General features: G+C 64.4%; 11 protein-coding genes, 1 other RNA gene and 1 pseudogene. 4 read left to right on the forward strand and 9 right to left on the reverse strand.

The annotated features are described in order from the left end of the window. Positions 1 to 23 precede the first annotated feature (23 nt). Both serC and gyrA read right to left on the reverse strand, forming a co-directional pair. Positions 24 to 1,124, reverse strand: coding sequence for a 3-phosphoserine/phosphohydroxythreonine transaminase (serC, locus tag V6M37_RS14970; protein ID WP_332674639.1), 1,101 nt, complete (start codon positions 1,122 to 1,124; stop codon positions 24 to 26). A gap of 24 nt (positions 1,125 to 1,148) precedes the next feature. After that, the gene (gyrA, locus tag V6M37_RS14975) at positions 1,149 to 3,797 is read right to left on the reverse strand and encodes a DNA gyrase subunit A (protein ID WP_332674641.1); all 2,649 of its coding nucleotides are present in this window, start codon (positions 3,795 to 3,797) and stop codon (positions 1,149 to 1,151) included. A 184-nt stretch (positions 3,798 to 3,981) separates the two neighbouring features. Here gyrA and V6M37_RS14980 point away from each other — a divergent pair, with 184 nt between their 5' ends. From V6M37_RS14980 to ubiG, 3 genes are all read left to right on the forward strand, one after another. Continuing rightward, positions 3,982 to 5,301, forward strand: a complete 1,320-nt coding sequence (locus V6M37_RS14980; protein WP_332674643.1) for a TRZ/ATZ family hydrolase — start codon at positions 3,982 to 3,984, stop codon at positions 5,299 to 5,301. 103 nt (positions 5,302 to 5,404) lie between these two features. Further along, positions 5,405 to 6,124: an OmpA family protein gene (locus V6M37_RS14985; protein ID WP_332674644.1), complete on the forward strand. Its 720-nt coding sequence runs from the start codon at positions 5,405 to 5,407 to the stop codon at positions 6,122 to 6,124. Between the two features lie 114 nt (positions 6,125 to 6,238). Continuing rightward, on the forward strand, positions 6,239 to 6,943 hold the full coding sequence (gene ubiG / locus V6M37_RS14990) for a bifunctional 2-polyprenyl-6-hydroxyphenol methylase/3-demethylubiquinol 3-O-methyltransferase UbiG (protein WP_332674646.1): 705 nt from the start codon (positions 6,239 to 6,241) through the stop codon (positions 6,941 to 6,943). A gap of 198 nt (positions 6,944 to 7,141) precedes the next feature. Here ubiG and ssrA read toward each other — a convergent pair. The 6 genes from ssrA to V6M37_RS15020 form a co-directional block, all read right to left on the reverse strand. Further along, positions 7,142 to 7,519, reverse strand: a transfer-messenger RNA (tmRNA) gene (gene ssrA, locus V6M37_RS14995). Between the two features lie 231 nt (positions 7,520 to 7,750). Beyond that, positions 7,751 to 8,935: an SRPBCC family protein gene (locus V6M37_RS15000; RefSeq protein ID WP_332674647.1), complete on the reverse strand. Its 1,185-nt coding sequence runs from the start codon at positions 8,933 to 8,935 to the stop codon at positions 7,751 to 7,753. Between the two features lie 363 nt (positions 8,936 to 9,298). Continuing rightward, positions 9,299 to 9,712, reverse strand: a complete 414-nt coding sequence (locus tag V6M37_RS15005) for a phosphoribosyltransferase (protein ID WP_332674648.1) — start codon at positions 9,710 to 9,712, stop codon at positions 9,299 to 9,301. After that, on the reverse strand, positions 9,666 to 9,956 hold the full coding sequence (locus tag V6M37_RS15010) for a hypothetical protein (RefSeq protein WP_332674650.1): 291 nt from the start codon (positions 9,954 to 9,956) through the stop codon (positions 9,666 to 9,668). Before V6M37_RS15010 ends, V6M37_RS15005 begins: the two co-directional genes overlap by 47 nt. Before the next feature lie 12 nt (positions 9,957 to 9,968). After that, positions 9,969 to 10,649, reverse strand: a complete 681-nt coding sequence (locus V6M37_RS15015) for a dienelactone hydrolase family protein (RefSeq protein ID WP_332674652.1) — start codon at positions 10,647 to 10,649, stop codon at positions 9,969 to 9,971. A gap of 10 nt (positions 10,650 to 10,659) precedes the next feature. Then, positions 10,660 to 10,992, reverse strand: a complete 333-nt coding sequence (locus V6M37_RS15020; protein WP_332674654.1) for an erythromycin esterase family protein — start codon at positions 10,990 to 10,992, stop codon at positions 10,660 to 10,662. A 289-nt stretch (positions 10,993 to 11,281) separates the two neighbouring features. Here V6M37_RS15020 and V6M37_RS15025 point away from each other — a divergent pair, with 289 nt between their 5' ends. Further along, a complete protein-coding gene (locus tag V6M37_RS15025; protein WP_332674656.1) occupies positions 11,282 to 11,557 on the forward strand; it encodes a type II toxin-antitoxin system HicA family toxin in 276 nt (91 codons plus the stop codon). A 153-nt stretch (positions 11,558 to 11,710) separates the two neighbouring features. Here V6M37_RS15025 and V6M37_RS15030 read toward each other — a convergent pair. Further along, positions 11,711 to 11,845: pseudogene (locus V6M37_RS15030) on the reverse strand (electron transfer flavoprotein subunit alpha/FixB family protein); the annotation flags it as partial.

Consider the following 11,845-nt stretch of genomic DNA (forward strand, 5'->3'; position numbering starts at 1 on the left):
CACCTCTTGATCCGTTTCCCCGTTCAGCCGTTGCGCGCGGAAAAATCGCGCATGTAATCGACCAGCGCCTCCACGCCAGCGAGTGGCATCGCGTTGTAGATCGATGCGCGCATCCCGCCGACGGATTTATGCCCCTTCAGCTGCACGAGGCCCGCCTCCTTCGCGCCGGCGAGGAAAGCGTCGTTGAGCGCCTCGTCGCGCAGCAGGAACGGGATGTTCATCCGCGAGCGAGCGGTCAGTTCGACCGGGTTGGCGTAGAAATCGCTCGCATCGAGGAAGTCATAGAGCAGCTTCGCCTTGGCGACGTTGTTCGCCTCGACGGCCGCGAGGCCGCCCTGCGCCTGGAGCCACTGGAAGACGAGCCCGGCGACGTAAATCGCGTAAGTCGCGGGCGTGTTCAGCATCGAGCCGTTGTCGGCCATCACCCGGTAGTCCATCACGGTCGGCGTCGCCGCTGCGGCGGGGCCGAGCAGATCCTCGCGGACGATGACGATCACGAGCCCCGACGGGCCGATGTTCTTCTGCGCTCCGGCGTAGATCAGCCCGTAACGACTGACGTCGACCGGCCGCGACAGGATGTGCGACGACATGTCGGCGACGACCGGGACATCGGTCTGCGGCAACCGCGCGGAGTCGCGCAGTTCGACGCCGTGGATCGTCTCGTTCGTGCACAGGTGCAGATACCGGGCGTTCGCGTCGAGTTCGAGTTCATCGGCGCGCAGCAGGCGCGTGAAGCCGTCCTTCTCGGTGCTGCCGGCCAGACGCGCCGCGCCGCCGAGCGCGGCCGCGAGATGTTTCGCCTCGCTGTAAGCCTTTTTCGACCACGAGCCCGTCACGAGGTAATCGGCCGAACCGCCCGCGAGCAGGTTCATCGGAATCTGCGCGAACTGCTGCGTCGCGCCGCCTTGCAGGAACAGCACCCGGTATTCGTCGGGGATCGCGAGCAGTTCGCGGAAATCGGTTTCCGCGCGCTCGATGATCGACGTGAACTCCTTGCCACGGTGGCTCATTTCCATCACGCCGCAGCCGGCGCCGTGCCAGTCGAGCATCTCCTCGGCCGCCTGCCGCAGCACCGGCTCGGGCAGGGCCGCGGGGCCGGCACTGAAGTTGAATACGCGGGTCATCGTGGGAATCTCCAGCTTGCGGTCTTACTCCGGCAGGTCCTCGCCGTGCCGATCCTCGCTTCCATCGGAAGCCTCGCCATCGCCATTCGCGCCGTCGTTCACTGCAACGTCCTGCTCGGCGTCGACGCTCGCCTCGTCCACCTCCGACTCGGCGACTTTCTCGATTCCGGCGAGCCATGTGCCTTCGTCGAGGTTGATCAGCGTGACACCCTGGGTCGCCCGGCCGAGTTCGCGGATGTCCTGCACTTTTGTGCGGATCAGCACGCCGCCGGTCGAGATCAGCATCACCTCGTCGCTCTCCTCGACGAGGCAGGCGCCGACGAGCTTGCCGTTGCGATCCGAGGTCTGGATCGCGATCATGCCCTTCGTCCCGCGACCGTGCCGAGTGTATTCGGCGACCGGTGTACGCTTTCCGTAGCCGTTCTCGGTCGCCGTCAGCACCGACAGCGCCTCGTCCTTCGCGACGAGCATCGCGATGACGCGCTGGCCGTCCTCGAGATTCATCCCGCGCACACCGCGCGCCTCCCGTCCCATCGGCCGCACGTCGCCTTCGGGGAAGCGCACCGCCTTGCCGGCGTCGGAAAACAGCATCACGTCGCTGTTGCCGTCGGTAATCGCGACGCCGATCAGCCGGTCGCCGTCGTCTAGGTTCGCCGCGATGATGCCAGCCTTGCGCGGGTTCGAGAACGCGGTCAGCGCGGTCTTCTTGACGGTGCCCTCGGCAGTCGCCATGAAGACGAAATGGTCGTCGTCGAAAGTCTGCACCGGCAGGACCGCGTTGATCTTCTCGCCTTCGACCAGGGGGAAGAGATTCACGATCGGCCGGCCGCGCGAGTTTCGCGTGCCTTCGGGAACCTCGTAGACCTTCAGCCAATAGACGCGACCGCGGCTCGAGAAGCACAGGATGTAGTCGTGCGTGTTGGCGACGAAGAGGTGATCGATGAAATCGTCGTCCTTCATGCCGGTCGCCTGCTTTCCGCGGCCGCCGCGCCGCTGGGCGCGGTAATCGGTCAACGGCTGGCGTTTGAAGTAACCGGCGTGCGACAGCGTGACGACCATGTCCTCCGGCGCGATCAGGTCTTCGATGTTGATTTCGGCGGTATTGAGCACGATCTCGGAGCGCCGCGGATCGCCGAACTGGTTGCGGACCGCGTTCAGCTCCTCGACGATGATCGCGGTGATGCGAGCCGGATTCGCGAGGATGTCGAGCAGGTCGGTGATGACGTCCATCACCTCGCGGTATTCGTTGACGATCTTGTCCTGCTCGAGCCCCGTCAGACGCTGCAGGCGCAATTCCAGGATCGCCTGGGCTTGCGCATCGGACAGCCGGTAGCCCTGGGTCGACAAGCCGAACTCGGGCGGCAGCCCCTCGGGTCGGTAGCTGTCGGCCAGCGCCCGGGCGAGCATCTCCTCGACGAGCGCCGAGCGCCAGGTGCGCGCCATCAGCTCGCGCTTCGCGTCCGACGGCGTCGGGGCCGCCTTGATCAGCGCGATGATCTCGTCGACGTTCGACAGCGCGACCGCGAGGCCTTCGAGGATGTGGCCGCGCTCGCGCGCCTTGCGCAGCTCGAACACGGTGCGCCGCGTGATCACTTCGCGCCGATGCGACAGGAAGCAGTCGAGCATCTGCTTGAGGTTCAGCGTGCGCGGCTTGCCGTCGACCAGCGCGACCATGTTCATGCCGAACGTGTCCTGCAACTGCGTCTGTTTGAACAGGTTGTTCAGCACCACTTCCGGCACTTCGTTGCGCTTGAGCTCGATGACGACGCGCATCCCGGACTTGTCGGACTCGTCGCGGATCTCGCTGATGCCTTCGATCTTCTTCTCGTTCACGAGCTCGGCGATGCGCTCGAGCAGCGTGCGCTTGTTCACCTGGTACGGCAGTTCGTCGACGATGATCGCCTGGCGGTTGCCCTTTTCGAGGTCCTCGAAGTGGGTGCGCGCGCGCATGACGACACGGCCGCGGCCGGTGCGGTAACCCTCGTGCACGCCGGACAAGCCGTAAATCAGCGCCGCCGTCGGGAAATCCGGTGCCTTGACGATCGCGATCAGCTCCTCGATGTCGACGTCCGGATTTTCGAGAACCTTGAGACAGGCCTCGACGACTTCGCCGAGGTTGTGCGGCGGAATGTTGGTCGCCATCCCGACGGCGATGCCCGACGAGCCGTTAATCAGCAGGTTCGGAATTTTCGCCGGCAGGATCAGCGGCTCTTTCTCGGAGCCGTCGTAGTTCGGCCCGAAGTCGACCGTTTCCTTGTCGATGTCGGCCAGAAGTTCGTGGCCGATCCGCGCCATGCGGATTTCGGTGTAACGCATCGCCGCGGCGCTGTCGCCGTCGACCGAACCGAAGTTGCCCTGACCGTCGACGAGCATGTAGCGCAGCGAGAAGTTCTGCGCCATGCGGACGATCGTGTCATAGACCGCGGAGTCGCCGTGGGGGTGGTATTTGCCGATGACGTCGCCGACGATACGCGCGGACTTCTTGTAGGCCTTGTTCCAGTCGTTCGACAGTTCGTGCATGGCGAACAGCACACGCCGGTGGACCGGTTTGAGGCCATCGCGTGCATCGGGCAGCGCGCGCCCGACGATCACGCTCATCGCGTAATCCAGATAGGAGTGCCGCATCTCGTCTTCGAGACTGATCGGCAACGTTTCCTTTGCGAACGGGGTCATTTAGCCGCAGCGGCAAAAACCGCTTGATCAAAAGCATGGAATGTTACCACGCCGGCGACACCGGACCGTTCCCGACCGGAGTCCCGGCGTCGCGGCCCGCGTTCGCGCCGCCGAAGCGGTCACGCTATGCTTCCACCCGTCTTTCGGCCCCGTCCCCGCTTCTGGAAATTTCGGAGTGAATAGCTTGAGCGAATCAATCGACCTGCTGATCAACGCGCGCTGGATCATCCCCGTCGAGCCGGCCGAAACCGTACTCGAGCATCACGCCGTCGCCGTGCGCGCAGGGCGCATCGTCGCCGTTGTGCCGCGCGACGATGCGCGCTCGCGTTTTCGTCCGGCGGAAACGGTCGAACTGCCCGAGCACATCCTGATGCCCGGGCTGGTCAATCTTCACGCGCACTCCGCGATGAGCCTGATGCGCGGCATCGCCGACGACCTGCCGCTGATGCGCTGGCTAGAGGAAGCGATCTGGCCCGCCGAGGTGAAGCACATGTCGCCGGACTTCGTGCGCGACGGCACTCTGCTCGCCGCGGCCGAGATGCTTCGCGGCGGAATCACCACATGCAACGAGATGTATTTCTACCCGGGAGCGGCCGCGGAAGCATTTTCACGCGCGGGAATGCGCGCGGTCGTCGGCGTGACCGTGCTCGATTTCCCGACGCCATACGCGAGCGACGCCGACGACTATCTTCGGAAGGGTCTCGCGGAACGCGACAAATGGCGCGACGATGCGCGGATCGGGTTTTCGTTCGCCCCGCACGCCCCTTACACCGTATCGGACGCGACGCTCACGCGCATCGCGACCCTCGCAGCCGAACTCGACGCCGGCATCCACATCCATATTCACGAAACCGCGCAGGAGGTCGCCGAGTCGGTAACGCAGCATGGCATGCGGCCGATCGAGCGACTCGCGAAACTCGGCCTGCTCGGCGCCAACGTCATCGGCGTTCATGCTGTCCACCTCGACGCCTCGGACATCGACATCCTCGGCCGCAGCAACGCCAGCATCGCCCATTGCCCGACGTCGAACATGAAACTCGCGAGCGGCATCGCGCCGGTCACCCGACTGCTCGACGCCGGGATCAACGTCGGCCTCGGCACCGACGGGGCCGCGAGCAACAACCGCCTCGACATGCTCCAGGAAATGCGTCAGGCGAGCCTGCTGGCGAAGGTTTCGACTCTCGATGCCACGGCCATCCCGGCTCACACCGCAATTCGCATGGCGACGCTGAATCCCGCTCGCGCGCTGGGTCTCGGCGACCGCATAGGCTCGATAATTGCTGGCAAAGAGGCCGACCTTTGTGCGATCGCGCTCGACCGCATCGAGACCCGTCCCTGCTTCGATCCGGCCTCCCACCTCGCCTATGTCACCGGCCGCGAACATGTGTCGCATGTGTGGGTAAGCGGCGAAATCCGCGTAAATAAAGGACTATCGGTGTTGCAATTAAACAACGCTGAATTGCTCGCGTTTGCAGCCGTGTGGCAAACTAGGCTCAGTAGCTGAACTGGATATGTTTGGCTCTTAGTCTTGGCGAGTATGGAAGAATTCATCCGCCCGGTTATAAACAGTCGCCCTACTCATCCTCCTGCCCATCGACGAGGAAATCATGATCAAACAGACCAAGAAGCAGATGTTCGCACTGGCCGCAATTGCCTCGATCGGCCTTTCCGCCCCCGCCGCGTTCGCCCAGACCAAGGACGTCGTGGTCGATGGCAAGGGTGAGACGCCGTACATGATCGATTCCCGCAACACGGTTGCCCGCAGCGGCACCGGCCTGTGCTGGAGAACGGGTTCGTGGAGCCCGGCCGCAGCGGGCACGGCGATGGCCGGTCAATTCCCCGCGGGTTGCGAGTGCGACAGCGACATCGTTCCGAAGGACAAGTGCGTCCTCGCGGCTGCGCCGGCTCCGGCCCCCGCCCCGGCTCCGGCCGCTGCGCCGCGTCCGACCGCCGAGAAGGTGAAACTGTCTGCCGACGCGCTGTTCGATTTCGACAAGGCGGTGCTGAAGCCGGAAGGCCGCACCAAGCTCGATGAGCTGGCTGCCCAAGCCAAGAATGTGAAGCTCGAAGTCATTCTCGCCGTCGGCCATACCGACCGCCTCGGCTCCGACGCCTACAACCAGAAACTGTCCGAGCGTCGCGCCAATGCGGTGAAGACCTACCTCGTGGGCAAGGGCATCGAAGCCAACCGCATTTACACCGAAGGCAAGGGTGAGCGTCAGCCGGTTACCGGCAACAACTGCTCCAACAAACTGGGTCGCAAGGCTCTGATCGAATGCCTGCAGCCGGATCGTCGCGTCGAAGTTGAAGTGATCGGCACGCGCTAATTCTTCGCGCGCTTGCTGTCGGAAGGCCCTGCTTAGGCAGGGCTTTTTCATTTAGCGGGCCGAACGTCGGATGTGGGTGACGGTCTCAGACCGATAAATCACGAGGATTTCAAATTGACGAAGACGAATGCAGATCCGATCGAATTGCAGAAATTCAGTGATCTCGCTCATCGCTGGTGGGACCCCGCTTCGGAATTCAAACCGCTCCACGAAATCAATCCGCTGCGCCTGGGATGGATCGATCGGTGCGCGGGATTGAGCGGAAAACGCGTGCTCGACGTGGGCTGCGGCGGCGGAATCCTCGCTGAGAGCATGGCTTCCCTCGGCGCATCCATATGCGGAATCGACCTTTCCGAAAAGGCACTTGGCGTCGCTCGCCTGCATTTGTTCGAAAGCGGACAAAAGGTCGATTACCGGCTCACGAGCGCGGAGCAATTCGCATCCGAGCAACCGGGGACTTTCGACATCGTCACATGCATGGAAATGCTCGAGCACGTGCCCGACCCGGCGAGCACGGTGGCGGCTTGTGCCCGATTAGTGAAGCCTGGCGGTGACGTCTTCTTTTCGACGATCAACCGGAATCTGAAAGCATATCTGCTTGCAGTTCTCGGCGCGGAGTATGTCCTCAAGCTGTTGCCGCGCGGCACACACGATTATGCTAAATTCATCAAGCCGTCCGAGCTTTCGCGTTATTGCCGCTCGTCGGGACTCGACATCGTCGAACTTCTCGGCATGAGCTACAACCCGCTGACGCAGACCTACTCGCTCGGGCGGGACACGGACGTCAATTATCTCGTCCACGTGAAGCGCCCGGCTTGAACGGTTCATTTCACAGGCACGAGCACCGCGGAGTCCTGCGGCGAGGATAATCGTAAGAAAGGACGATCGCGCCCCGGTGAAGACTCGGGCGCCTCGGAGCAGGCACGCCGTCCTCGCTGCCCTCACTTCGAGCGAGCGAATTCGCCCGGATGCCGAAAAAGAAAACCCCCGAACATAACGGTCGGGGGTTTCGGGTGTTGGTGGAGCCGGGGGGAATCGAACCCCCGTCCGCAAGCCCTCTACAGACAGATCTACATACTTAGCCGCTCTATTTGAATTTAGCTACTGGCTTAGCCGAACGGCAGGCCGACCAGCGGCGAGTTACCTTGGTTTTAGCCGTTGCGCCAAGTAACCCGGCGCAACTAGCGAGTCTCTGTAAATGACACTGCAGCGGCTCAGCTTACGCTGAGACCACCCGGCCCAGAGACCTGCCGGTGCAGCGCCCGCCGGGATTAAGCGGCGAGAGCGAAACGCTCGTCGTTGGCGTTTGTTGATTTCCAGATGGATTTACGAGGTCACTGGTCCTCGGTATGCACTGCACTGCTTCGCGACCCACGTCGAAGCCAAGTCGGCCCCCTGTGAGACGTTACCAATCTGGCGACTGGCTGCTGCAAATTCAAGCCGCCGCAAACGGTACCATAATACGAGCGGGGTGAACGCGCGAGAGTTCCGGGAGCGCCGAAATATTTCTCTCTACCCCGACCGGGCAGCCCCGGCCGGGGGAAAGGCGCAAGCGACTCATCGAACAGAACTGCACTATGAGGCGCCGCAGTCCGCAGAGTTCCGCGGGCGCGAACAGTTGCGTCGTCAGTGCAACCGGCGGGAGTCGTCCGCCGGGCCTCGCTGCACTCCGCCCGCCGCATCGCGCGCCGCGATCCCGGTCTCGAGATAGGATTTCACCCGCATCAGATCCTCGTCCATCTCGCTCTTGGCGTCCCTGCCGAAAAGTCGTGCGGCGGCATGGCCGAGTGCGCCCGCGACGGGCGTGTAGCCCATCGAGACGCGCAGGCGAGTTCCCTCGCCCTCGGGCTCGAAGTCGATCCGCCCCTCGCTTTCCACCGGCGTGCCGGGCAGCGTGTGCCACGCGAGTCGACGGTTTTCCTCGCGTTCGACGATCCTGGCATCCCATTCGACGGGCCCGAGCGGTCCGGCCACTTTCCAGTGCCAACGGTCCTCGCCCGCGGGCTGCACCTCCTGGACATTGCGCATGAACTGCGGAAAGTTCTCCTGATGGCGCCAGAAGTCGAACACCCGCTCGGGAGGCGCGGCGATGAATATCTCTTTGTCGATGTGCACGCTCTTCCTCCGCGAAAACCCCGCCGTTTCCCTGAGGCTCTTGTTTGCAGCCGAACGCAGCAACAGCGCGCCGCCCAGCACCGGTCCGACGAGGCTCACCGGACCGCGGCGGAACAGGCTCGTCACGGCCAGGGCAGCACCGGCGGCGCCGGCGAGGACGCGCACCGACGGCGGCCAGTTCTCGGTCATCTCGCGGCCCTTCGCCCCATCGGACTGCCGGGCGCCTTGCAGCGCCGAGATGTTTCCCGGCTGCTCGTGAACGTCCAACCGGTTATCCACGCCCTTCACGCCGCGCACGGACCACGCCGCCGTCATCACATGTCCTACTTCGCTTGCCAGAACCGGGCCGGCAAGAACGACAGTCCCGTCGTCCTGGGCCCGCACCTGGAGCGCGCCCGGGTTCGACGTGGCGCGCCCGAGTCGTGCCCGCATGCGCTCCTCGACAGTGCGCGGCGACACGTACTCTTCACGGGCGAGCCGGGCACTCATCGCCGCCCGCAGGCCCCGGCCGCGATTCGTCGCGTCCCGGGAGGCGACCTCGGCAAGATCCGCCATGCGCCGCCGTGTCTTCCTCATCTTGTCCGCGAGCAAGGAACGCCGCCTTCTGCCGACATCGGGATCGAACAGATACATCGCGAGCAATCCGACGCTGAAAGCCCTCGCAACTGCCAGGATCCGGTTCTCGCTGCTTCTCATCACACACCTCCTGCCGACTCGCCCGCCACGCATATCGTTCAGCGGCTGCGTTCAGTCGGAATCTGCTCGCCCGCTTCGCCGTGCTTTCCGCATTGCCAGCCGCGCATACAAGTTGAAGACGACATGGAGCTTCAAACGGGCAAAAAACATTCCGCGTGATGGCTTGCCGGCTCTCGGGGGGAGCCTCGCGGCGATTCGCCCGCCGCCTGTAAAACTTTCATGTCCGTGCCAATTCCTTCCAATGCGGTGCTTGGGCCCAGGCTCCCGCTGACTTCGAGTCGGACCGGCGCGCCGAAGAAGGCCGCGCGCTGCCCGATACGGCGCGGCGTCCGGACCCCGAGGGACGTCGGCGTCTTGCCTCCATCAGGCCCTGCGCCCGAAAGATTCGGCCTTGTCGAGAAGATCGCGCACTTCATCGTCGCTGGTCTGCGGAAAATCCCGGTACCACAGGCCGACCGCCTGAAACGGATCCGGCCTCGCGAGACACACGACTTCGTCGGCGTCGTCCTCGATCCGACGGCAACTGTCGGGAGCACCGACCGGGACGGCAACCACGAGCCGGGCCGGACCCGAACGGCGCAGAGCGATCAATGCCGCGCGCATCATGGCGCCCGTCGCAAGCCCATCATCCACGACGATAATCGTCTTGCCCGCGACGTCGAGCGGCGGCCGATTGCCGCGATACGTCGCGACACGGCGCTCCAATTCCTGCAATTCGGCCGCCGCGACGCTATCGATATCGGCCGGCAAGGTCCAGGCGTGCGACAAGATCGTCATTCAGCACGCGAACTCCGCCGTTCGCGATCGCGCCCATCGCTAATTCGCTGTGCCATGGCACGCCGAGCTTGCGCACGATGAAGACATCGAGCGGCGCATCGAGGCGCCGGGCGACCTCGAAAGCCACTGGAACGCCCCCTCTCGGAAGGGCCCGCACGAGGACGTCCTCGCGCCCCGCGAACCGCCCAAGGCGGTCGGCGAGCAGTCGCCCCGCCTCGCGCCGGTCGGAATAGCGGCCTTGCATGCTTTTCTCCTCTTACGCGTGCTGCGGCAGATGGCGCCTGAACCACGCGGCCGCGTGCTGTGCGACCGCTTCGAGCGTCCCCGGCTCCTCGAACAGATGGGTCGCGTTCGGGATGATCGTCAGTTCCTTCGTGCAGGAAAGTCGGGCGAACGCCTCCTGATTCATCCGGATGACCGGACCGTCGAATCCCCCGACGAGGAGCAGCGTCGCCGCTCGCACTTCGCCAAGCGCCTCCCCGGCAAGATCCGGCCGGCCGCCGCGCGACACCACCGCTCTCACCTCGTCACCGAGTGCCGCCGCGGCGACCACAGCGGCGGCACCGCCGGTACTCGCGCCGAAATAGCCGACCGGCAGAGCGCCGACATGCGGCTGGCGCCGCAACCAGTGCGTCGCTTGCTCGAGTCGCTCCGCGAGAAGACCGATGTCGAACCGCAATTGGCCAGTCGAGGCGTCGACCGCCTCTTCGTCGAGGCTCAGCAGATCGAACAACAACGTCCCGATCTTCGCGTCGCAAAGGGTGCGTGCGACGTAACGATTGCGCGGGCTGTGGCGGCTGCTGCCGCTGCCGTGCGCGAAGAGGACGACCCCGAGCGCCTCGGCCGGAATCGTCAACTCGCCCGAGAGCCGCACCGACCCGGCGGGAATCTCGGCCGTCCGTCCCGCGCTCGATGACTTGTCCGCCGACGTTGCCATAACTCCTCCATCAAACCCTTCGATTCGCCGTCGCGTGCGACGTATTGCGGGGCGCATCGGCCGCGCCCCGTTCCTGTTCCGTCAAATCCCGCTCGGATAAGTCTCCATCTCCTCCGGCAGGTCGCTGTGCTTCCACGGATTCGACGGATCCAGCGGCACCAGCGCCCGCGTCTCGTCGAAATATGACGGCGTCGAAGTGCTTCGCTTCGCCGACATGATCGAAACAGGCGTAGCGGGCCCGTGCGCGCCGTTCCGCCTCCGGATCGACGGTCGCGAGATAGCGGATGACCGCATCCATCGACGCGCGCAGGCTGTAGAGGTGCACCAGCGCCCGGTCTGCCATGACTTTCCCCTCTCTGCCGGAAGAAGAAAGATCGGGCAAGGCACATGCCCGGCCATGGCATGCGTGCTGCTGCGGGCGACCGGTTTGACCGTCGAAGCGGCCGTTCAGGCGCGCTTGCGCGCATTCAGGACAAAATCGATCCGGGCCGCGGCGTTACACTAGTCGAGGCAGCGATTCTTACCGTCTCCCGCCCGGAACATTCGAAAAATGCCGGCGCGGATGCCGCGTTCACCCGGATCCCGCTCCGCCTCCGGCTCCGTTCGGGATCGATCATTGGACGAGGACCGCAATGAGTCACAAGCACGCGCATCTACTACGGACGATCTTCCAGGATCCGATCGGCAACAACATTCACTGGCGCGAGATCGAGTCGTTGCTGCATCACCTCGGCGCGACGATCGAACCGTCCCACGGCGCCCGCTTCCGCGTCGTGCTCGACAAGGCCGAAGGATTCCTGCATTACCCGCATCACGGCAGCACTTGCTCGCGGCAGGACATCAAGATGCTGCGGGAATTCCTCGCTCATGCGGGGGTGACGCCGTCGACCTATCAGGACAAGGAATGAGCCATCCCGGAAACGTCGCTGCGTCGCCGATCCGCGCGGCAAATTCGGCGATCGGCCTCCCGGCATGGCACCGGGAAGCCGAATTCGGCCAGAGGTGGAAAGAAGGGGGAAGCAGAACTTTCGGCGCCCCGACCGGAAGTTCTCCGGGCGCGCTCAGGCCTTCTGCGTCAGTTCCGGCACGACCTCGAACAGATCCCCGACCAGCCCGTAGTCGGCGACCTGGAAGATCGGCGCTTCCGGGTCCTTGTTGATCGCGACGATGACCTTCGAGTCCTTCATGCCCGCCAG

It is taken from the genome of Aromatoleum sp., from assembly GCF_036675785.1.
Classification (GTDB): domain Bacteria; phylum Pseudomonadota; class Gammaproteobacteria; order Burkholderiales; family Rhodocyclaceae; genus Aromatoleum.

Coding starts and splice junctions, on each gene's coding strand:
- V6M37_RS15005 (WP_332674648.1), bottom strand. CDS start 9,712: ATGACGATCTTGTCGCACGCCTGGACCTTGCCGGCCGATATCGATAGC.
- V6M37_RS15015 (WP_332674652.1), bottom strand. CDS start 10,649: ATGGCAACGTCGGCGGACAAGTCATCGAGCGCGGGACGGACGGCCGAG.
- V6M37_RS14985 (WP_332674644.1), top strand. CDS start 5,405: ATGATCAAACAGACCAAGAAGCAGATGTTCGCACTGGCCGCAATTGCC.
- V6M37_RS15025 (WP_332674656.1), top strand. CDS start 11,282: ATGAGTCACAAGCACGCGCATCTACTACGGACGATCTTCCAGGATCCG.
- gyrA (WP_332674641.1), bottom strand. CDS start 3,797: ATGACCCCGTTCGCAAAGGAAACGTTGCCGATCAGTCTCGAAGACGAG.
- V6M37_RS15010 (WP_332674650.1), bottom strand. CDS start 9,956: ATGCAAGGCCGCTATTCCGACCGGCGCGAGGCGGGGCGACTGCTCGCC.
- V6M37_RS15020 (WP_332674654.1), bottom strand. CDS start 10,992: ATGGCAGACCGGGCGCTGGTGCACCTCTACAGCCTGCGCGCGTCGATG.
- serC (WP_332674639.1), bottom strand. CDS start 1,124: ATGACCCGCGTATTCAACTTCAGTGCCGGCCCCGCGGCCCTGCCCGAG.
- V6M37_RS15000 (WP_332674647.1), bottom strand. CDS start 8,935: ATGAGAAGCAGCGAGAACCGGATCCTGGCAGTTGCGAGGGCTTTCAGC.